Origin of the sequence: Streptomyces sp. R41, from assembly GCF_041053055.1 — a bacterium.
Lineage (GTDB): Bacteria > Actinomycetota > Actinomycetes > Streptomycetales > Streptomycetaceae > Streptomyces.
Genome location: NZ_CP163443.1, coordinates 3635470 through 3656482, shown reverse-complemented (window position 1 = coordinate 3656482; position 21013 = coordinate 3635470). Strand labels below are relative to the sequence as shown.

General features: G+C 71.0%; 20 protein-coding genes. 12 read left to right on the top strand and 8 right to left on the bottom strand.

Annotated features, from left to right (window positions below; genetic code table 11):
• Positions 1–116 precede the first annotated feature (116 nt).
• Complete coding sequence (locus tag AB5J53_RS16990) at positions 117–1109, top strand: adenosine deaminase (protein WP_369246500.1); 993 nt, start codon at positions 117–119, stop codon at positions 1107–1109.
• 37 nt (positions 1110–1146) lie between these two features.
• Here the strand turns inward: AB5J53_RS16990 and AB5J53_RS16985 are convergent, their stop codons facing one another.
• Complete coding sequence (locus AB5J53_RS16985) at positions 1147–2391, bottom strand: MFS transporter (RefSeq protein WP_369246499.1); 1245 nt, start codon at positions 2389–2391, stop codon at positions 1147–1149.
• Positions 2392–2701: 310 nt separating this feature from the next.
• On the opposite strand from AB5J53_RS16985, the gene AB5J53_RS16980 reads away from it, so the two are divergent.
• The 6 genes from AB5J53_RS16980 (at position 2702) to AB5J53_RS16955 (ending at position 8748) form a co-directional block, all read left to right on the top strand.
• Complete coding sequence (locus tag AB5J53_RS16980; protein WP_369246498.1) at positions 2702–3997, top strand: glucarate dehydratase family protein; 1296 nt, start codon at positions 2702–2704, stop codon at positions 3995–3997.
• 222 nt (positions 3998–4219) lie between these two features.
• Positions 4220–5329, top strand: coding sequence for a carbohydrate kinase family protein (locus tag AB5J53_RS16975; RefSeq protein WP_369246497.1), 1110 nt, complete (start codon positions 4220–4222; stop codon positions 5327–5329).
• Positions 5330–5513: 184 nt separating this feature from the next.
• Entirely contained in the window at positions 5514–6581 is a 1068-nt protein-coding gene (locus AB5J53_RS16970) for a PhoH family protein (RefSeq protein ID WP_369246496.1), read from the top strand.
• A 12-nt stretch (positions 6582–6593) separates the two neighbouring features.
• Positions 6594–7091, top strand: coding sequence for an rRNA maturation RNase YbeY (gene ybeY / locus AB5J53_RS16965; RefSeq protein WP_189185145.1), 498 nt, complete (start codon positions 6594–6596; stop codon positions 7089–7091).
• Entirely contained in the window at positions 7088–8392 is a 1305-nt protein-coding gene (locus tag AB5J53_RS16960; RefSeq protein ID WP_369246495.1) for a hemolysin family protein, read from the top strand. The genes ybeY and AB5J53_RS16960 overlap by 4 nt, the downstream gene beginning before the upstream one ends.
• On the top strand, positions 8389–8748 hold the full coding sequence (locus AB5J53_RS16955) for an MmcQ/YjbR family DNA-binding protein (RefSeq protein WP_369246494.1): 360 nt from the start codon (positions 8389–8391) through the stop codon (positions 8746–8748). The genes AB5J53_RS16960 and AB5J53_RS16955 overlap by 4 nt, the downstream gene beginning before the upstream one ends.
• On the opposite strand, the gene AB5J53_RS16950 is transcribed toward AB5J53_RS16955, so the two are convergent.
• Positions 8710–10191, bottom strand: a complete 1482-nt coding sequence (locus tag AB5J53_RS16950) for an MFS transporter (protein WP_369246493.1) — start codon at positions 10189–10191, stop codon at positions 8710–8712. The genes AB5J53_RS16955 and AB5J53_RS16950 overlap by 39 nt on opposite strands.
• A 91-nt stretch (positions 10192–10282) precedes the next feature.
• Here AB5J53_RS16950 and AB5J53_RS16945 point away from each other — a divergent pair, with 91 nt between their 5' ends.
• The gene (locus AB5J53_RS16945) at positions 10283–11158 is read left to right on the top strand and encodes a helix-turn-helix transcriptional regulator (RefSeq protein WP_369246492.1); all 876 of its coding nucleotides are present in this window, start codon (positions 10283–10285) and stop codon (positions 11156–11158) included.
• A 60-nt stretch (positions 11159–11218) separates the two neighbouring features.
• On the top strand, positions 11219–11572 hold the full coding sequence (locus tag AB5J53_RS16940) for a cytidine deaminase (RefSeq protein WP_369246491.1): 354 nt from the start codon (positions 11219–11221) through the stop codon (positions 11570–11572).
• Between the two features lie 109 nt (positions 11573–11681).
• On the opposite strand, the gene AB5J53_RS16935 is transcribed toward AB5J53_RS16940, so the two are convergent.
• The gene (locus AB5J53_RS16935) at positions 11682–12230 is read right to left on the bottom strand and encodes a DinB family protein (protein ID WP_369246490.1); all 549 of its coding nucleotides are present in this window, start codon (positions 12228–12230) and stop codon (positions 11682–11684) included.
• 63 nt (positions 12231–12293) lie between these two features.
• Complete coding sequence (gene era / locus AB5J53_RS16930) at positions 12294–13253, bottom strand: GTPase Era (protein ID WP_369246489.1); 960 nt, start codon at positions 13251–13253, stop codon at positions 12294–12296.
• 179 nt (positions 13254–13432) lie between these two features.
• On the opposite strand from era, the gene AB5J53_RS16925 reads away from it, so the two are divergent.
• The gene (locus tag AB5J53_RS16925; protein ID WP_369246488.1) at positions 13433–14740 is read left to right on the top strand and encodes an ammonium transporter; all 1308 of its coding nucleotides are present in this window, start codon (positions 13433–13435) and stop codon (positions 14738–14740) included.
• A complete protein-coding gene (locus AB5J53_RS16920; RefSeq protein ID WP_369246487.1) occupies positions 14737–15075 on the top strand; it encodes a P-II family nitrogen regulator in 339 nt (112 codons plus the stop codon). Before AB5J53_RS16925 ends, AB5J53_RS16920 begins: the two co-directional genes overlap by 4 nt.
• A 414-nt stretch (positions 15076–15489) precedes the next feature.
• Here the strand turns inward: AB5J53_RS16920 and AB5J53_RS16915 are convergent, their stop codons facing one another.
• A complete protein-coding gene (locus AB5J53_RS16915; RefSeq protein WP_369246486.1) occupies positions 15490–15966 on the bottom strand; it encodes a hypothetical protein in 477 nt (158 codons plus the stop codon).
• 430 nt (positions 15967–16396) lie between these two features.
• Positions 16397–17239: a helix-turn-helix transcriptional regulator gene (locus AB5J53_RS16910; protein ID WP_369246485.1), complete on the bottom strand. Its 843-nt coding sequence runs from the start codon at positions 17237–17239 to the stop codon at positions 16397–16399.
• 119 nt (positions 17240–17358) lie between these two features.
• Here AB5J53_RS16910 and AB5J53_RS16905 point away from each other — a divergent pair, with 119 nt between their 5' ends.
• Complete coding sequence (locus AB5J53_RS16905) at positions 17359–18216, top strand: NAD-dependent epimerase/dehydratase family protein (protein ID WP_369246484.1); 858 nt, start codon at positions 17359–17361, stop codon at positions 18214–18216.
• 50 nt (positions 18217–18266) lie between these two features.
• Here the strand turns inward: AB5J53_RS16905 and AB5J53_RS16900 are convergent, their stop codons facing one another.
• Positions 18267–19526 (bottom strand): MFS transporter, encoded by a 1260-nt coding sequence (locus AB5J53_RS16900; protein ID WP_369252278.1) that lies wholly within the window; start codon positions 19524–19526, stop codon positions 18267–18269.
• On the bottom strand, positions 19523–20839 hold the full coding sequence (locus AB5J53_RS16895) for a GH1 family beta-glucosidase (RefSeq protein WP_369246483.1): 1317 nt from the start codon (positions 20837–20839) through the stop codon (positions 19523–19525). The genes AB5J53_RS16900 and AB5J53_RS16895 overlap by 4 nt, the downstream gene beginning before the upstream one ends.
• Positions 20840–21013 lie beyond the last annotated feature (174 nt).

Genomic DNA, 21013 nt, shown 5'->3' with positions numbered 1-21013 from the left:
GGCTGCGGGTCGCGAAGCGCCGGTGAGGGTGCGCGGGGTGCGGGTCGCGAAGCGCAGGTGACAGTGCTCCGGGTGCCGATCCCGGAGTGCCCGGGAAACGACCGTACGATGCTTTGATGCCCCTCCCCAAAGCAGAACTGCACCTCCACATCGAAGGCACCCTCGAACCCGAGCTGGCCTTCGCGCTCGCCGCGCGCAACGGCGTGACGCTGCCGTACGCGGACACCGAAGAGCTGCGCAAGGCGTATCTCTTCGACGATCTGCAGTCGTTCCTGAACCTGTACTACGAGCTCATGGCCGTACTGCGGACGGAACAGGACTTCGCCGACCTGGCCGACGCCTACCTGGCGCGGGCCGCCGCGCAGGGCGTGCGGCACGCGGAGATCTTCTTCGATCCGCAGGCCCACATCGCCCGTGGGGTGGGGATGGGCACGGTCGTCGAGGGATTGTCCCGGGCGCTGGCCCGCAGCGAGGAGACGCACGGCATCTCCACGCAGCTGATCATGTGCTTCCTGCGGGACGAGTCCGCCGAGTCGGCGATGGAGACTCTGGAGGCCGCGAAGCCGTACCTCGACCGGATCGTCGGCATCGGCCTCGACTCCGCAGAGGTGGGACACCCGCCGGTCAAGTTCCGCGAGGTGTACGAGGCCGCCGCCGCGCTCGGTCTGCGGCGCGTCGCGCACGCCGGCGAGGAGGGCCCGCCCGCCTACATCACCGAGGCGCTGGACGTGCTCGGCGTCGAGCGCATCGACCACGGGCTGCGCTGCATGGAGGACCCCGAGCTCGTCGAGCGGCTGGTACGGGACCGGGTGCCGCTGACGCTGTGCCCGCTGTCGAACGTACGGCTGCGCGCCGTGGACGTCCTGGAGGACCACCCGCTGCCCGCCATGATGGACGCCGGGCTGCTGTGCACCGTCAACTCCGACGACCCCGCGTACTTCGGGGGCTATATCGGCGACACCTTCCACGCCGTGCACGACGCGCTGGGGCTGGATCGGGAACGGATGCGGGAGCTGGCGCGCAATTCGTTCGAGGCGTCCTTCCTGGAGCACGACGAGGAGCGGCGGGCCCGCTACTTCGCCGAGGTCGAGGCGTACGAGTTCGGGTAGCTCGCGTTCGATCGAGCAGCTCGAGTTCGCGTAGCCGTCAGGCGGTTCCGGACCCCGGTGTGGCCGCTGCCGCCTGCCGGGGTCCCGCCATGTCGTACGCCGTCCGCTGGGCGGGCACGGCCTCCAGCGGGATCTCGACGACCGGGTGTTCCTGCGGGGTGCCGCGCCTGGGGCGCAGCGCCACGGCCGTCATCGGGACGGTGACCAGGAGCAGTCCGAGCGCCAGGAGCACGCCCATCGCCGGGAAACCCGCCCGCGCGGAGAGCAGACTGCCGGCGAGCGGGCCGCACGCCGTGCCCAGTGAGGAGGCCGAGCCGACGAGGACAGCCCACCGTCCGCGCGGGTCCAGGGAAGCGGCGAGGCCGATCACGTACGAGAGCACGACCGGGTAGAGCGTGTTCCAGGCGATCTCGCCCGTCGCGAACGAGGACAGGTCGCTCGCCGCCGCGCTGAGCGCGATGCAGCCGGCGATCAGCGCCGTACCCGCGCCGATCGGCAGCGCCAGACCGAGCCGCGGGCCCAGCGCGCCCGCGCCGATCACACCCAGCAGCCCGGCGCCGAGCGCCACCGCGAAGACCACTCCGACCGTGACTTCGGTGAGCCCCGCCTGCGTCAGTCCGATGCGGCCGCTGACGCCCCAGAGGGAGTTCTGGGCGAGGGACCAGAAGAGCATGGCGGCGGCGAGGACCAGGCCGGAGCGGGGGTGCGGGAGCGGGGTCGTGGCGCGGAGCGTCCGGGTCGCGGGGGTGCGGGCCGGGAGGCGTCCGGCCAGGGGCAGCACGAGCAGCGCCGTGCAGGCGATCGCGGCGAGGGGGAGGCCGTGGGCCGGGCCGAGGTGGGGGATCGTCAGATACAGCGCGCCCGCGAGGGCGGAGACGCCGAGCAGGCCCAGGGTGGTGGTGCGGTGGGGGTCGCGCTGGGCGGCGATGCCGGTCGCGGCGACCGTGGTGGCCGTACCGGAGCCGAAGCCGCCGACGATCGCGCCGGCGATGACCAGCGGGACGGTCGAGCTGAGGGCGGCGGTGCCGTAGCCGACGGCCGCGAGGAGCAGGCCCGTGCGGGCGAGCCTGCGCGGGCCGAAGCGGTCGACCCGGGCGGCGAGCAGGAACCCCGCCGCCGCCGAACTCAGCAGCAGCGCGCTGCCGATGGCGCCGGCCTGCGTGGCCGAGAGCGGGAGGCCGGCGTCGAGTCTGCCGACGGTGGTCGGCAGCAGATACGCGGCGAGGTACCCGGCCGTGAAAAGGGCGACGAGGGGCCAGGGTGTGGTGGTGCGGGCGGACACGGGCGTTCCCAGGGCATGCGAAAGAAGCGGCTCAAGAAGGGGGTTGGGCGGCTGTCGACGGACAGGAACGCGCGGGCAATTTGTATCAAGGGGGTGGGGCTGCGAAGAAGGCGGGGCGGTGTGATGTGGGGCACGTTCTGTTTGGGGTGGGTGTGCTGGGGTAGACAGGTTGCTTTCGCCTGCCGCCGTGCCGGGTGGTTGGCGACACCCATGGCGGGTCCATTGACGGCCAGTTGTTCGCCTACCTAATCTTCATCTTCATACATAGATGGTGTACGCAGCTGGTGTCGCCCACCGTAGGAGTCGTCCCGTGACTCGCGATCTGACCATCACCGAGGTCCGGCTGACCCCGATCCTCGTCGCCGACCCGCCCCTGCTGAACACGCAGGGCGTGCACCAGCCGTACACCCCCCGGCTGATCGTGGAGGTCGTCACGGCGGACGGGGTGACGGGCGTCGGCGAGACGTACGGCGACGGCACGTATCTGGAGCTCGCCCAGCCGTTCGCGCGGAAGCTGGTGGGGCGGCAGGTCTCCGATCTGAACGGACTGTTCACGGTGGTGAACGAGGTTGCCGTCGAACGGGCGCGGGTGGAGGGCCAGGTCGACGTCGGCGGCCTGCGCGGGGTGCAGACCGCGGACAAGCTGCGGCTGTCGGTTGTCTCCGGCTTCGAGGTGGCCTGTCTGGACGCGCTCGGCAAGGCGCTGGGACTGCCTGTGCACGCGCTGCTCGGCGGCAAGGTGCGGGATGCGGTGGAGTACAGCGCGTACCTCTTCTACAAGTGGGCCGGCCATCCCGAAGGGGTCGCCGGAGAGAAGGACGACTGGGGAGCCGCGCTCGACCCGGCCGGAGTCGTCGCGCAGGCGCGGACGTTCACCGAGCGGTACGGGTTCACTTCGTTCAAGCTCAAGGGCGGGGTCTTTCCTCCCGAGCAGGAGATCGCCGCCGTGCGGGCGCTCGCGGAGGCCTTCCCCGGGCATCCGCTGCGGCTCGACCCCAACGGGGCCTGGTCCGTTACGACCTCGCTGAAGGTCGCGGAGGCGTTGGCGGACGTACTCGAGTACCTGGAGGATCCGACGCTCGGGACGGCCGCGATGGCCGAGGTCGCGGCGGGGACGTCCGTGCCGCTGGCCACCAACATGTGCGTGACGACGTTCGCGGAGATCCCGGAGGCCTTCATGGCGGGGGCCGTGCGGGTCGTGCTGTCCGATCACCACTACTGGGGTGGGCTGCGGAACACCCGGGAACTGGCTGCCATCTGCCGGACGTTCGGCGTCGGGGTGTCCATGCACTCCAACACCCATCTGGGGATCTCGCTCGCCGCGATGACGCAGGTCGCGTCGACGATTCCTGGTCTTCACCATGCCTGCGACTCCCACTATCCGTGGCAGTCCGAGGATGTGCTGACCGAGCGGCTCGCTTTCGAGGGCGGGTGTGTGAAGGTCTCCGACGCGCCTGGGCTCGGGGTCGAGCTCGACCGGGGGGCTTTGGGGGTGCTCCACCGGCGGTGGCTCGATGACGACGGTTCGCTGCGGGAGCGTGATGACGCGGGGGCCATGCGGGTGGCTGAGCCGGGGTGGGTTGCGCCGTCCATGCCGCGGTGGTGACTTTTTCGCCCCCCTCCCCCCTACCCATTCCCGTACCTGGGAGGCTTCGCCCCCCAGGCCCCCCTCGGACTGTCTTTTGGCTACGGGTCGGTGGGGGCTTGTCGCGCAGTTCCCCTCGCCCCTGACGGGGCGGAGGGGGTGAAAACGGCCCTGACCGGGCGGGTGTCCGGTGGGTGGGGTGGTGCACACTGGCCAGATCCGCACCACGTCAGGGAGCGCACCGTGATCGCGTCCAACGGAGAGCGACCGTACTGCCAGGCCCACGTCGACCCGCTCGCCGGCCTGCGCACCCCCCAGGACCCGCCCTGGGACGTCTATCTCACGGGCACGGTCTTCCTGGACATCATCTTCACCGGGCTCGACTCCGCCCCCGTGCGGGGGACGGAGTCCTGGGCGCGGGGGATGGGTTCAAGCCCGGGCGGAGTCGCCAACATGGCGACCGCCCTCGCACGGCTGGGGCTGAAAACCTCCCTGGCGGCGGCCTTCGGCGACGACCACTACGGGGAGTACTGCTGGGACGCCCTGGAGCAGGGCGAGGGCATCGACCTCGCCCCGTCGCGCACCGTACCCGGCTGGCACTCCCCGGTCACCGTGTCGATGGCGTACGAGGGCGAGCGCACGATGGTCAGCCACGGGCACGAGCCGCCACCCGAGGAACCCGCGCCGGACTGCCCGCCACGCGCGCGTGCCGCCGTAGCCGCGCTGACGCCGGGCACGCGCGCGCCATGGATCGGGCAGGCCGCGAGCAAGGGCACCCGGATCTTCGCGGACGTCGGCTGGGACGACACCGGCCGCTGGGACCTGGCGGGCCTCGCCGATCTGGAGCACTGCGAGGCGTTTCTGCCGAACGCGGAGGAGGCCATGCGGTACACCGGCGCCGACTGCCCGCGCGCGGCGGCGCACGCGCTGACCGAGCACGTACCGCTGGCGGTCGTCACCCTCGGCTCGGAGGGCGCGTACGCCGTGGACGGCCGTACCGGTGAGACCGCCGAGGTCCCGGCGATCGCCGTCGAGGCCATGGACCCCACCGGCGCCGGTGACGTCTTCGTCGCGGGCTTCGTCATGGGCACCCTGGCCGACTGGCCCCTCGCCGACCGCCTCGCCTTCGCCGGGCTGACCGCCGCCCTCTCCGTCCAGGAGTTCGGGGGGTCGCTGTCGGCGCCCGGCTGGTCCGAGATCGCCGCCTGGTGGCGTCGTGTCCAGTCCGTCGACGATCAGGATCCGACGGCCCTGAGACGCTATGCGTTTCTGGAGGGGCTGCTGCCCGAGGTGACGCGGCCGTGGCCGCTGCGCCGTGCGGTGCCGACGATCGGGTTCGGACGCTCCGCGTGAGGCTCCGTGTGGCGCTCCGCGTGACGTGAGGAGGCGCTCGGTGTCACGTGAGGAGGCGCTCCGCGTGAGGTGAGGAAAAGCCCTACGGCTCTGTCAGTGCGGCGACGTACGCTTGGAACCGCAAGGCTGCCCCCGTGGCAAGCGTGCCGATCAAGGAGGAAAAGCAGGCCTACAGAGCCGGCCCATGACTCAGACACCCACAGCTCACACCCCCGCGCAGGGACAAGCGAGAGCGCAGTTCACCGTTCCGGCCGCGCACCCCATGGTGACCGTGCTGGGCTCCGGCGACTCCCTCCTGCGTGTGATCGAGAAGGCCTTCCCGGCGGCCGACATCCACGTCCGGGGAAACGAGATCAGTGCGGTCGGCGACGCCGGTGAAGTCGCCCTCGTCCAGCGCCTGTTCGACGAGATGATGCTCGTGCTCCGTACGGGGCAGCCGATGACGGAGGACGCAGTGGAACGCTCGATCGCCATGCTCAGGGCGAGCGAGAACGGGGAGGGCGACGGCCAGGAGACTCCGGCCGAGGTGCTCACGCAGAACATCCTGTCCTCGCGAGGCCGCACCATCCGCCCCAAGACGCTCAACCAGAAGCGGTACGTCGACGCCATCGACAAGCACACCATCGTCTTCGGCATCGGCCCCGCCGGTACCGGCAAGACGTACCTCGCCATGGCGAAGGCCGTCCAGGCGCTGCAGTCCAAGCAGGTCAACCGGATCATCCTGACCCGCCCGGCGGTCGAGGCGGGGGAGCGCCTGGGATTCCTCCCGGGCACGCTCTACGAGAAGATCGACCCCTACCTGCGCCCGCTCTACGACGCGCTGCACGACATGCTCGACCCCGACTCCATCCCGCGCCTCATGGCGGCCGGGACGATCGAGGTGGCGCCCCTGGCGTACATGCGCGGTCGCACCCTCAACGACGCCTTCATCATTCTCGACGAGGCCCAGAACACGAGCGCCGAGCAGATGAAGATGTTCCTCACCCGCCTCGGCTTCGACTCGAAGATCGTGGTCACGGGTGACGTGACGCAGGTCGACCTTCCGAACGGGACGAAGTCGGGTCTGCGCCAGGTCCAGGACATCCTGGAGGGCCTCGACGACGTCCACTTCTCGCGGCTCACGTCCCACGATGTCGTACGGCACAAGCTGGTCGGCCGTATCGTCGACGCGTACGAGAAGTACGACAACGAGAACGGCACCGAGAACGGCTCCCACAAGGGCCGCGGCAAAGCCGGCCACAAGGGGAAGTAGACCAGCACGACCATGTCGATCGACGTCAACAACGAGTCCGGAACCGAGGTCGACGAGCAGGCGATCCTCGACATCGCCCGCTACGCGCTCGCACGGATGCGCATCCACCCGCTCTCCGAGCTCTCGGTGATCGTCGTGGACGCCGACGCCATGGAGCAGCTGCACATCCAGTGGATGGACCTGCCGGGCCCGACGGATGTCATGTCCTTTCCCATGGATGAGCTGCGGCCGCCGTCGAAGGACGACGACGAGCCGCCGCAGGGCCTGCTCGGCGACATCGTGCTCTGCCCGGAGGTCGCCGAGCGGCAGGGCAAGGAAGCCGCGACGCAGCACTCCATGGACGAGGAGCTCCAGCTCCTCACCGTCCATGGAGTGCTGCACCTGCTCGGCTACGACCACGAGGAGGCGGACGAGAAGGCCGAGATGTTCGGCCTCCAGGCCGCCATCGTGGACGGCTGGCGCGCGGAGAAGGGCATGACGGGCCCCTCGCCGGCGCCGACCGTGTCATGAGTCCCCAACTCGTCCTCGGCGCCGTCCTGCTGGTCGTCGTCGCCTGGCTCGCCGCCTGCGCGGAGGCGGGCCTCGCGCGCGTCTCCAGCTTCCGCGCCGAGGAGGCCGTACGCAGCGGCCGGCGCGGCAGTGCCAAGCTCGCGCAGGTCGCCGCCGACCCGACCCGCTACCTGAACGTGGCGCTGCTCGTGCGCGTCGCCTGCGAAATGGCGGCCGCCACGCTCGTCACGTACGCCTGCCTGAAGGAGTTCGACAGGACCTGGCAGGCACTGACCGTCGCCATCGGCGTCATGGTCCTCGTCTCGTACGTCGCGGTCGGCGTCTCCCCGCGCACCATCGGCCGCCAGCACCCGCTGAACACGGCGACCGCGGCGGCGTACGTACTGCTACCGCTGGCCCGGGTCATGGGCCCGATCCCGCCCCTGCTCATCCTCATCGGCAACGCGCTGACGCCCGGCAAGGGCTTCAGACGCGGCCCGTTCGCCTCCGAGGCCGAGCTGCGCGCGCTGGTCGACCTCGCCGAGAAGGAGTCCCTCATCGAGGACGAGGAGCGCCGTATGGTGCACTCCGTCTTCGAGTTGGGCGACACCCTCGTACGCGAGGTCATGGTCCCGAGGACCGACCTCGTCGTCATCGAGCGCTACAAGACCATCCGTCAGGCGCTGACCCTCGCGCTGCGCTCGGGCTTCTCGCGCATCCCCGTCACCGGGGAGAGCGAGGACGACGTCGTGGGGATCGTGTATCTGAAGGACCTGGCCCGCAAGACGCACATCAGCCGGGAGGCCGAGTCCGAGCTGGTGTCGACGGCCATGCGGCCCGCCGCCTTCGTGCCCGACACCAAGAACGCGGGCGATCTGCTGCGCGAGATGCAGCAGGAGCGCAACCACGTCGCCGTCGTCATCGACGAGTACGGCGGCACGGCCGGCATCGTCACCATCGAGGACATCCTCGAGGAGATCGTCGGCGAGATCACCGACGAGTACGACCGCGAACTGCCGCCCGTCCAGGAGCTCGGCGACGACCGCTACCGCGTCACCGCCCGCCTTGACATCGGCGACCTCGGCGAGCTGTACGGCTTCGAGGCGTACGACGACGAGGACGTGGAGACCGTCGGCGGACTGCTCGCCAAGGCGCTCGGGCGGGTCCCGATCGCCGCGGCCTCGTCGGTGGTCGAGCTGCCCGACGGGCGCGAACTGCGGCTGACCGCGGAGGCCGCGGCCGGGCGCCGGAACAAGATCGTCACCGTGCTCGTCGAGCCGGTCGGCCCGGTCGACCCCCCCGAGGAGGAGAAGCCGGAGTGACCCCGCAGCAGCTGCGCGCGTTCTGCCTGTCCTTCAACGCGACCGTCGAGGACTTCCCCTTCGCCCCGGAGGTCTCGGTCTTCAAGGTGCTGGGCAAGCTCTTCGCGCTGACGCACCTGGACGCGCGCCCGCTCACGGTCAACCTGAAGTGCGACCCGGACGACGCGGTCCGGCTGCGCGGCGAGTACCCGGGGCTGATCATCCCCGGGTATCACATGAACAAGCGGCACTGGAACACGGTGACGGTCGACGGCGAGCTCCCGGACCGGCTGGTCCGGGAGCTCATCGAGGATTCCTACGATCTCGTCGTCGCCGGTCTACCGAAGGCCGAGCGCCTCCGCCTCGACCGATCCTGAGCCCGCCTTCGGGCCTCGCCGGCCGAGTCCCACCGCGACCAGGACCGCCGCCGCCAGGACGATCGCCGCGTCCAGGGCGAGGACCGTGTGGACGCCGCTGAGCAGGTCGTCCGACGTCGTCGCCAGGACGCCGAGCAGCGGGATGCCGATGGTGAGGCCGACCTGCTGAGTGGAGGTCACCAGACCCGTGGCCAGGCCCTGTTCCTCGTCGGGGACGCCCGAGGTGACGGTCAGGCCGTACGAGATGATCGCGCCCAGGTGGCACATGCTGGCCAGTGAGACAGCGGCGGTGGCGAGCCAGACGGACCAGGTGTGCGCGTTCAGCCCCACCAGCGCCGCCACGAACAGGCCCTGCCCTGCCAGCGAGCCGACCAGCGTACGGCGGGCGCCGAAGCGGCCGATGACCTTCGGGGCGTACACCCCGGCGACGGCCGACAGCAGGCCCTGGACGCCGAAGACCAGACCGGTCTCGAAGGCGGACAGGTCGAGCGTCTCCTGCAAGTACAGGGTCAGGACGAAGACCACCGTCGACATCATGGAGAAGGTGATCAGACCGCCCAGGTTGCCCCACGCCACCGTGCGACGGCGCAGCATGGGCAGGGAGACGAGCGGGGCGTGGGCGCGGGACTCGACGAACACGAACGCGGCCAGCAGGAACACACCCGCGACGAGGGTCGCGATGACGTCCGCGCCGCCGAAGCCGCGCTCGGCCGCCGTCGACAGGGAGTAGATCAGGGCCAGCAGACCGCCGGTGACGGTGACCGCGCCGGGGATGTCCAGGCGTGGCCGGTCCGGGGTGCGGGACTCGGGCAGCAGACCCGGTGCCAGCGGCAGCACGATCAGCGCGAAGACCGACAGCAGGCCCATCGTCGAGCGCCAGCTCAGCGCGTCGGTCAGGACGCCGCCCGCCACCATGCCGACCGTGAAGCCGAGAGACAGCAGCGTGCCGGAGATGCCCAGGGCACGGTCACGGGCCGGCCCCTCGGGGAAGGTCGTCGTCAGCAGCGACATGCCCGTCGGCACGATCGCCGCCGCGCCCAGCCCCTGCAACGCCCGCCCGGCCAGGAACGACGCCGGGTCCCAGGCGAAGGTCGCGAGCAGCGAGGCCGCGCCGAAGAGGGCGAGGCCCGTCAGGAACAGCCTGCGCCGGCCGTACAGGTCGCCGATGCGGCCGAACAGGAGCAGGAAACCGCCGGACGGCAACGCGAAGGCGGTGACCGCCCATTGCAGCGCGGACTGGCTCATGCCCAGGTCCCTGCCGAGCACGGGCAGTGCCACGTTCAGTACGGAGAAGTCGAGCGCGACCATGAACTGCGCCGCGCACAGCACGAACAGGACGAGCTTGTCGCGGGTCGACAGCCGGGTGCCGGGCGGGGGTTGGAGGACGTCCGCGGGAGGTGTGAGGACGGGAGCGGAGGTGGTTTCGGTGGTGTCGATCGCCATGGGCAAGAGCTTGCTGCGGCCGGAATAACCGTGGGGAGCGGGAACTTATGCTGGTGGTCGCACCACCAGTCACCAAGAGGGGGATTCGAACGTGACGGAGGACGCGCTCAGGACCCACCGACGGCGGGAACTGCGGGACTTCCTGATGAGCCGCCGGGCGCGCGTGACCCCGGCGGAGGCCGGCCTGCCGGACGGCGGGGCGCGCCGCCGCACTCCCGGGCTGCGCCGCGAGGAGGTCGCCGTGCTCGCCGGCGTGGGCGCCTCCTGGTACCAGTGGCTGGAGCAGGGGCGGGACATCTCCGTCTCCCCGCAGGTCCTCGACGCGGTCGCCCGCGTGCTGCGGCTCAGCAACGCCGAGCGGCGCCATCTGTACGTACTCGCCGGTCTGAATCCGCCCGCTGCCGAGGTCGCGCCCGAGGACCGGGACATGTGCGACGGGCTGCGGCGGCTGATCGACACCTGGATGCCGTATCCGGCGCACATCATGGACCGGTACTACAACTGCGTGATGTACAACGACGCCGCCGGGATGGTCCTCGGCATGCGCCCCGAGAACACGCAGAACTGCATCGTCGACTTCTTCACCGATCCCCTCTACCGGGGCCGGTCCCGGACGTGGGAGGTGAACGCGCGCACGGTCGTCGCCCAGTTCCGCGCGTCGTGCGCCGCCGCGCCCGACGACGAGGGCTTCCAGGAGCTGCTGGCCCAACTCCGGGAGGAAAGCGACGAGTTCACCGAGCTGTGGGAGCGGCGGGACATCGAGGACGCCGGGCAGATCCGCAAGGAGCTCGACCATCCGCTGGTCGGACTGCTCGCCGTCGAGTCCACCGCCATGAAGGTGCCGGCGCGGCCCGATCTCACGATCGTGCTGCACACGCCGTTGCCGGAGGCGAATACGGCGACGAAGCTGGAGTGGCTCGCCTCGCCGGAGGGGCGGCGGGGGTCGATGTATCCGGTGGCGGGGTAGCCGCGTACTGGTGGCGGGGTAGTCGCGTAGCGGCGTACCGGACCTTCGTATGCTCAGGGCATGACCGACAGCAGCGCGCTCGACCCCGAGGACCGCAAGATCGTGACCCTGGCCCGTTCCGCGCGGGCCCGCAATGGTGTGCCCGAGGGGGCGGCCGTACGGGACGAGACGGGCCGTACGTATGTCGCCGGGACGGTGGCTCTGCCCTCCCTGCGGCTGAGTGCCCTCCAGACCGCCGTGGCCATGGCGGTCGCTTCGGGGGCGAAGTCTTTGGAAGCGGCGGCTGTGGTGTCCGAGACGGAGGCCGTGTCCGCGGAGGATCGGGCCGCGGTGCGGGACCTCGGCGGGGCCGATACGTCGGTGCTCCTCGCGGGGCCCGACGGGGCGGTGCGCGCCGTGGTCAGCGCGGGCTGAGCCACGGGTTTTTCGCCCCTTCCGCGCCTACCCGTCCCGTACCTGGGGGGCTTCGCCCCCCAGTCCCCCCGTGTCGCGCTGACGCGCTCGTCCTCGAACGCCGGACGGGCTAAACGGGGTCCTCGCCCACCAAGCCGTCCACCGATTCCCTGATCAGGTCGGCGTGGCCGGTGTGGCGTGCGTACTCCTCGATCATGTCGATGAGGATGCGGCGCAGGCTGGGGGCGCGGCCGTCGGGCCAGCGGCGGTCGGCGAGGCGGTCCAGGCCGCCCTCGGTCAGTGCCTGCGCGACCAGGGTGCGGGAACGGGCCACGGCGTCCCGCCACAGGGCGTAGAGCTGGTCGGGGGTGTCGTCGGCGGCCGAGTGCCAGTCCCACTCGGGGTCGTTGTCCCAGTCCGCCGTGTCGAACGGGGGACTGGGCTGCCGATCGAACAGCCGCCCGGCGAAGTAGTCGTCCTCGACATGGGCCAGATGCTTGAGCAGCCCGCCCAGGGTGATCGACGAAGCTCCGACCGTCGCCGTCAGGCCGGCCGTGTCCAGTCCCCCGCACTTCCAGGCCAGGGTCGCGCGCTGCCGCTCCAGCGAGCCGAGCAGAGTGGCGGTCTCGTCGCCGGCGACGGGGGGTTCCGGGTGTACGTGCTCTTCCGCGTAGGTCATGGGCGGGAAGTGTAGGGAGGCCCACTGACAGAGGTCCGGGTCCGGGTGCGGAGCCCCCAGGGATCAGAACCCCAGCTTCCGCAACTGCCGAGGATCCCGCTGCCAGTCCTTGGCGACCTTCACATGCAGGTCCAGGAAGACCGGCGTACCCAGCAACGCCTCGATCTGCTTGCGGGACTTGATGCCGACCTCCTTCAGGCGCTTGCCCTTGGGGCCGATGATGATGCCCTTCTGACTGGGCCGCTCGATGTAGACGAAGGCGTGGATGTCGAGGAGGGGCTTGTCGGCGGGCCGGTCCTCGCGCGGCAGCATCTCCTCGACGACCACGGCGATGGAGTGCGGCAGCTCGTCGCGCACGCCCTCAAGGGCGGCTTCGCGGATCAGCTCGGCGATCATGACCTGCTCGGGCTCGTCGGTGAGATCACCCTCGGGGTAGAGGGCCGGGCCCTCCGGCAGCAGCGGCACGATCAGGTCGGCCAGCAGGCCCACCTGCTTGTCGCCGACCGCCGACACCGGCACGATCTCCGCCCACTCGAAGCCGAGCTCCTTGCCGAGCTGGTCGATGGCGATGAGCTGCTCGGCGAGCGTCTTGCTGTCCACGAGGTCGGTCTTCGTGACGATCGCGATCTTCGGCGTCTTCTTGATGGACGCCAGTTCCTTCGCGATGAAACGGTCGCCGGGGCCGAGCTTCTCATTGGCCGGCAGACAGAAGCCGATGACGTCGACCTCGGCCCAGGTGGTCCGCACGATGTCGTTGAGCCGCTCGCCGAGGAGCGTGCGCGGCTTGTGCAGCCCCGGGGTGTCCACCAGGATCAGCTGGGCGTCGGGCCGGTGCACGATGCCCCGTACCGTGTGCCGCGTCGTCTGCGGCTGGTTCGCGGTGATCGCCACCTTCTGGCCGACCAGAGCATTCGTAAGGGTGGACTTGCCCGCGTTGGGGCGGCCCACGAAGCAGGCGAAGCCGGCGCGGTGGGGGGCCTCGGACGGCTTGGATGACGGGGTACGAACGCTCATGGCGCCCATTGTCCCTGATCCACAAGCCCCCGCCGCACGCCGTGCGCCCCGGCCGTGCGCCCCGGCCGTGCGCCGTGAGGTTCCGGAAACCCCCACGCAACACGAAACACGCCGGAAACGCGTGTGTGCACAACCGGAAACGCGCGCCCGTGACGCTCTGACGACGCCCCCGGACCGCTGGAGAGACCGTGACCCTGGCTGCCCCGCACATCGACACCGGTGACACGGCCTGGCTGCTCGCCGCCACCGCGCTCGTGCTGCTGATGACCCCGGGCCTCGCCCTGTTCTACGGCGGCATGGTTCGCACGAAGAGCGTCCTCAACATGCTGATGATGAGCTTCGTGTCGATCGCCCTGGTCACGGTGGTGTGGCTGGCCGCCGGCTACTCGCTCGCGTTCGGGGACGACGCCTTCGGCGGACTCATCGGAGGGCTGAAGCACGCGGGCATGGCGGGCCTCGGCCCGGACAGCGTCCAGGGCACGGTTCCCACCCTTCTCTTCGCCACCTTCCAGCTCACCTTCGCGATCATCACCGCCGCGCTGATCAGCGGCGCGATCGCGGACCGCGCGAAGTTCGGGGCCTGGCTGGTCCTCGTGCCGGTCTGGGCACTGCTCGTATACGTTCCCGTGGCCCACTGGGTGTGGGGTCCCGGCGGCTGGATCCTGGACAGGCTGGGCGCGCTGGACTTCGCGGGCGGTCTGCCGGTCGAGATCACCTCGGGCGCCTCCGGGCTCGCGCTCTGCCTGGTCCTCGGCCCGCGCCTCGGCTTCAAGAAGGACGCCATGCGGCCGCACAACCTGCCGATGGTGATGCTGGGCGCCGGACTGCTGTGGTTCGGCTGGTTCGGCTTCAACGCGGGCTCGGCCCTCGGCGCCAACGGCCTGGCCGCCGCCGCGTTTCTCAACACCCTCGCCGCCGGGTGCACCGGCCTGCTCGGCTGGCTCTTCGTCGAGCAGAAGCGTGACGGGCACCCGACCACACTGGGCGCGGCGTCCGGCGCGGTCGCGGGTCTGGTGGCCATCACCCCGTCCTGCGGGTCCGTGTCGCTGCTGGGCGCGCTGGTCGTCGGTCTCGCCGCCGGTGTCGTCTGCTCGTACGCCGTGAGCTGGAAGTTCAAGCTGAACTACGACGACTCGCTGGACGTCGTCGGCGTGCACCTGGTCGGCGGGATCATCGGCACGCTGCTCATCGGGGTCTTCGCGGCCAAGGAGATGACGGGCGGGGTCGAGGGGCTCCTGTACGGCGGCGGGCTCGGCCAGCTCGGCAAGCAGCTGGTCGCCGTGGTGGCCGTCGGGGCGTACGCCTTCGCCGTCACGTACGGCATCGGGAAGCTGATCGACCGGCTTATGGGCTTCCGGGCGGACGAGGAGCAGGAGCAGACCGGCCTGGACCTTACGGTGCACGCCGAGAGCGCCTACGATCACGGGGTCCTGGGCCACGGCGCCCCGGTCTCCTCATCCCTCCCCACCGCTCAGAAGGTCAAGACCCAGGCATGAAGCTCATCACCGCGATCGTCAAGCCGTACCGCCTCGACGAGGTCAAGACCGCTCTGCAGGAAATCGGTGTGCACGGGCTGACCGTCACGGAGGCCAGCGGCTACGGACGCCAGCGCGGCCACACCGAGGTGTACCGCGGCGCCGAGTACCAGGTCGACCTCGTCCCCAAGGTCCGGATCGAGGTCGTCGTCGAGGACGCGGACGCCGACGCGGTCATCGACGCGGTGGTGAAGGCCGCGAAGACCGGGAAGATCGGGGACGGGAAGGTGTGGGCGGTGCCGGTGGAGACGGTGGTGCGGGTACGGACGGGGGAGCGGGGGCCCGACGCGCTCTGACCCTCCGCCTGGCAGCGGGCAAATCGTGCCGCTGCCGCTGCCGCTGCCGCTGACGTCGGAGTCCGTGGGGCCGCCGCTGCCGCTACCGCTGTGGGTTCGCCTGGCAGGTTGCACACCTGCCGCTACTGCTGTGGGCAATCGTCCCGCTGGGCGATGGGGGTCCCCCCGCTCGAGCGAAGCCGAGAGTGGGGACGGGTGGGCACAGCCACCAGCGCCGGGTGCCGTCGCAATCAAGGCTCCCGGCACCGGGGCTGAGGTCGGGGGTGGGTCGCGTGGCCCGGCGCTTACGGGGTGCCGCTCTCTTTGGGACGGGTGCCGCCCCTGGCGGCACGCATGCCCACAGCTACGACGACTCGGCGGTGCATGAACCGGTGCCGCTGCGCGCGGGCGGCACCGGTCTTCACGTATGCGGGCTCAGTCGAACACGAACGGGCCCGGGGACTGCGGTGCGTCCGCCGTGCAGGTGATGGTGATGCCGAAGACCACCATCTGCAGGGAGCCGCCGTATGCCTCCAGGCTGTCGCCGGAGGCGACCGTGCCGTCGAGCGGGCCCACGGAGACGCCGCCGCCCGCGGGGATGGCGGGGTTCTTCGTGCCGGAGAAGACGGTGGTGCCGCCGCTCGCCTTCACCATGGTCAGGGTGGAGGCGACCGAGTCCTGGGCCACGTCGATCGGGGCCGTGATCTCGGTGGAGCTGAGGGTGATGGTCGCGGCCGTGCCGTCCTGGGTGGCGGTGAGGGTGGCCGCGCCGCTGCCGCCGATGCTGCAGGTCGCGTTGATGGTGGCCGTCTGTGGGGTGACGGCCGCGGCGGCGGGCGCGAAGGCCAGGCCGGTCGCGGCGAGGGTGCCGGCGGCTAACGCCGCGGCGATTCCGAGTTGCTTGCCTCTCATCGGATTCCCTTCCCTTGTACGGGAATTGCCATGTGGGGATGGTGGGACGGGGCCGCCCTGTCCGGGCACACGGGCTTCTCACCTCTGTGCCGGTGAGTGTGCGGGGAGATGTGTGCGCGGACCGTCCGCGAGTGGGGTGCGGGACGCCTTGCGGCGGCGTATCTGACGGTCCGTCGGAACTTGCGGTTCCATTGATGCGCGGGTGGCTCACGATTGCAAGGGGTGACCGGGCTTTCCTTCAACGGTCATCAAAAGTGGCCGAAGTTGGGTGTCGGGTTGGGTTGTTCGCCCCCTCCGCCCCTACCCGTCCCGTACCTGGGGGCTCCGCCCCCAGACCCCCTGGGTTGTCTTTCTTCTGCGGGTGGGTGGGGGCTTGTCGCGCAGTTCCCCGCGCCCCTGACGGGGCGCTCCTGGGGGCGGAGGGAAGCCTTCAGGAGCGGCCCGCTGTCGGTGACATGTCCTGGAGGCCCACCACGCGGAGCAGTTGGAGGCGTTCGTGGGACTCGGTGCCGGGGCGGGCCGTGTGGACGATCAGGAGTTGGTTGTCGCCGGAGCTGAGAAGGATTTCGCAGTCCAGGTCGAGGAGCCCGACGGTGGGGTGCAGAAACCTCTTGGTCGAGGCGCGCCGCACGGCCACCTCGTGCGACTCCCAGAGCCCTGCGAACTCCTCGCTCACGGAGCGGAGTTCGGCCACCAGACGGGCCGGGGCCGGGTCATCCGGGCGGGCCGCCGTGACCGCGCGCAGGTTCGCGACATGAGAGCGCGCGTGCTCGGCGCGGTCCTCGGGCGGGAAGAGGGCACGGGCCCGCGGCTCGGTGAAGAAGCGCCGTACGACATTGCGGTCGGCATCCGCCTCGCCCACCAGCGCCGCCGCCATCGCATTCTGCGCGAGCACATCACCGTAGTCGGTCATCACCTGCGCGGGCGCGTCGTGCAGCCGGTCGAGGATCAGCAGCAGACCGGGGCGGACATGCGCCGAGGCGCTCTCGGCGCGCGGCGGTTCCTCGCCCACCAGGTGGAAGAGGTGGTCCCGTTCGTCGCCGGTGAGGCGCAGCGCCCGCGCCAGCGCGCCCAGCATCTGACGGGACGGGCGTGGCCCCCGCGACTGTTCGAGCCGGGTGTAGTAGTCCACGGACATGCCCGCCAGCGCCGCCACCTCCTCGCGGCGCAGGCCCGGCGTACGGCGTCGGGCCCCGGCCGTGAGGCCCACGTCGGAAGGCTCCAGCCGGGCGCGGCTGCGGCGCAGGAAGTCGGCGAGTTCGGCTCGGTTCACCTCTCCAGCCTGACCGAACCCGCCCGTCTTATCCAGGCACTGCCAGTCCCCGGATCAGCGGGTCTCTCCCGCTGCCGTGGGCGCGGGGAGACGCTGAAGGCCGACGAGAGGAACCCATCATGTTGACGTTGGTGACAGGAACCACCGGTGAGGTCGGCCGCCGCTTCGTACCGCGGCTGCTGCAGCAGACGCCCCGGGGTGACCAGGTACGGGTCCTGGTCCGCGACGAGGCGAAGGCGGCCGCCCTCGCCGACCTCGGCGCCCAGGTCGCGGTCGGTGATCTGCGGGACGCGGAGGCGCTCGGCAAGGCCCTCGCGGGCGCCGACGCGGTGGTGAACATCGCGGCCGCCTTCCGCGGCGTACCCGACGAGGAGGCCTGGGCGGTCAACCGCGACGCCGCGCTGGAGCTGGGCCGCGCGGCCGTGACCTCCGGCGTACGCCGCTTCGTGCAGGTCAGCACGAACCTCGTCTACGGAACGGGCCGCGGCCGCCCCCTCACCGAGGAGGACCCGACCGTACCCGGCGGCGAGATGTGGGGCGCGTACCCGGAGTCGAAGGGGGAGGCGGAGCGGGGCCTTCTCACCCTGGAGGGAGGCATGGATGTACGGATCGGGCGTCTCGCCTTCGTCTACGGCGAAGGCGACCCGCATCTCGCCGCGTCGATGCGCTGGGCCGCGCACTGGGCCGCCACCCAGCGCCTCCAGCTGGTCCACCACGCGGATGTCGCGCAGGGCTTGTGCCGCCTGCTGTACGCCCCGGGCGCGGCGGGCGCCATCTACAACATCGCGGACGACGCCCCCGTCACCACCGTCGACCTGCACCAGCTCAACGGTGTCGACATCCCGTCGGCGCTGTACGAGCGCACGGACCCCGATCCCTGGTTCGGGATCGTGTCCACGGCCCGAATCCGCCGGGAATTGGGCTACCGCCCGCTGTACCCGTCGGTCTGGACAGCCCAGGACGCGGGCGCGCTGTAAGCAGGTAGCTGCTCAGCCGGCAGTCGCCCGCTCAGCCGGCAGGTAGCCGCTCAGTCCACGCCCTTGATCCGCCCCACCAGCACCGCACCCGCCAGCCCGATCACCGCCGCCACCAGGTACAGCACTCGATAGCCGCCCAGATACGTCACGATCGGCGCGGCCAGCGCGGGTGCGGCGACCTGGGGCAGGGCGTTGGCGATGTTGATGACGCCGAGGTCCTTGCCGCGGTCCAGAGCCTTGGGCAGGACGTCCGTCATCAGGGCGAAGTCGACCGAGGTGAAGACGCCGAAGCCGATGCCCAGGACGGCCGCCGCGACGATCGCGCCCGGCCAGGTCTGCCAGCCGGAGAGGGCCGCCGTGGCCACCGCCATCAGGATGCCCGACCAGATCACGAACGGCTTGCGGCGGCCCAACCGGTCCGACCACACCCCGCCCACCACGACCGTGGCGAGCAGCGTGACACCGTTCACCGCGGTCAGGATCAGCACGCCGTTCTCGGGGTCGTCGTAGTGCAGCCGGTCCCTCAGGTAATAGAGCAGGTAGAGGAGTACGAGGGCGTTGCTCAGGTTGATCAGGAAGCGGGTCAGCCAGGCCCAGGCGAGGTCCGGGTAGCGGCGCGGGCTAAGCCAGAAGGAGGCCAGGAAGGAGCGCCAGGACCAGGCGGGGCGGGCCGAGGCGGGCAGGCGCAGGTCCTGGTGGCGCAGTACGTACGGCAGGACGCCCACGAGCGTGAACACCGCGCAGGCCGCGTATCCGCCGCCCACACCCCCCGCCACCGTCGCCAGGCCCGTCCCGCCGACCACGCCCAGGATCTGCGCCGCGCCCAGCCAGCCGCCCACGGAACCCCGCTGGAGCCGCGGCACCCGGTCGGGCACGGCCGCCGTGACCGCCGCGAAGGCGGCGTTCAGCGTCAGCTGGACCAGACACCAGCCGGCCGCCATCGTCCACACGCCGCCCGCGCCCGCCAGGAGCAGCAGGGACAGCGCGCCCCCGGCCGCTCCCGCCACGATCCACGGTGTACGGCGGCCCCAGCGCGCGGTCGTGCGGTCGGACAGCGCGCCGAAGAGCGGGTTGGCGACCAGCGAGACGACCGCGCCCGCGCCCGTGACCCACGCCAGCATCGTCTCCTTCGACATGCCGGTACCGGGCGCGAAGTCCTCGGCCTGGGAGGCGAGGAGGATCTGCAGGGGGCCGTACCAGCCCACCCAGATCGCCCCGTTGGCGAGCGAGAGCGCGGAGGTCCAGCCCCGGCCGACCCGCTCGACGGGCTCGGTGAGAGCAGCCACCCGTACGGGGTCCTCGGTGGTCATCTCCGCGCCCGCAGGGCGTCCCGCAGCCACGCGTACGACGCCTTGGGAGTCCGCTCCAGCGTGTCGTAGTCGACGTGGACGAGACCGAAGCGGCGCGCGTACCCCTCCGCCCACTCGAAGTTGTCCATCAGCGACCAGACGAAGTAGCCGCGTACGTCCACGCCCTGCTCCAACGCCCGGTGCAGCGCCCGGACATGACCGTCCAGGAAGGTGATCCGTTCCTGGTCGTCGATGCCTTCGTACGAGCAGCCGTTCTCGGTGATGACCACGGGCGGGAGCCGGTCCCCGTAGCGCTCGTGGAAGCCGACGAGCAGCTCGGTCAGCGCCTCCGGTACGACCGGCCAGCCGAAGTCGGTGACCGGGTAACCCTCCAGTTCGCGTACGGAGAAGGGAAGTTCGGCGGGCAGTGTCAGTCCGCTGAACTCGATCTCCTCGCCCTCGGGCGCGCCCACCTTGGTCGGCTGGTAGTAGTTGATCCCGTACCAGTCCAGCGGCTCCGCGATGATCTTCAGGTCCGACTCGACGTCTCCCGGCATCAACTCCCCGATGCCCTCGGGATATTGGCCGAGCAGCAGCGGGTCCGCGAACAGGCGGTTGAGGAGGATGTCGTAGAAGTCGGCGGCTTCCACGTCCTCGGTCCGGCGCGATGCCGCCCAGGTGGGCCCGTGGGAGTTGGCGATCCCGATGTCCGTGGCTCCTGCCGCGCGCAGGGCCCGTACGCCGAGGCCGTGGGCGAGGAGCTGGTGGTGGGCCACCGGCAGGGCGTCGAACAGGAGCTGCTTGCCGGGGGCGTGCGCGCCGAGCGCGTGGCCGAGCAGGGTGTGCTCGGCGGGCTCGTTGAGAGTGATCCACTTCTTCACGCGGTCGCCGAGGCGTGCGGCGACGACACCGGCGTACTCGGCGAAGCGCTCCGCCGTGTCCCGGTTCAGCCAGTCCAGCTCCAGCGGCAGGTCCCAGTGGAAGAGGGTCGGCACGGGGCGTACGCCCGCGGTGCACAGCTCGTCGACCAGGCGGTCGTAGAAGTCGAGACCGCCGGGGGAGTTCACGCGGGGCCAGGAGACGGAGAAGCGGTATGCGTCCACTCCGAGGCCGGCGAGGAGTGCCACGTCCTCGCGGTAGCGGTGGTAGTGGTCGCAGGCCACCGTCGCGGTGGAGCCGTCCTTGATCCGGCCCGGCTCGGCCGTGAAGGCGTCCCATACCGAGGGGGCGCGCTCGGCCGCGGCCCCCTCGATCTGGTGGGCCGAGGTGGACACGCCCCAGAGGAAGCCGGGCGGGAACTGCGGTAGGGGGTTCGTCGCCATGCGCGCGATCATCCGTACCGGCGGTAACGGAAGTCAACGGTGCGGTGTGAACTGGCAGTTACTTCATGGGCGCCCGAGCGGTGGGGTGGTGCTGTGATCGCGCGACCGCCGACCGTCTGTGGCTGGTCGCGCCCACACGGCGGAGCCGCAAATGTCACAGCCCGCGCCCCTTGAGGGCGCTCCCCC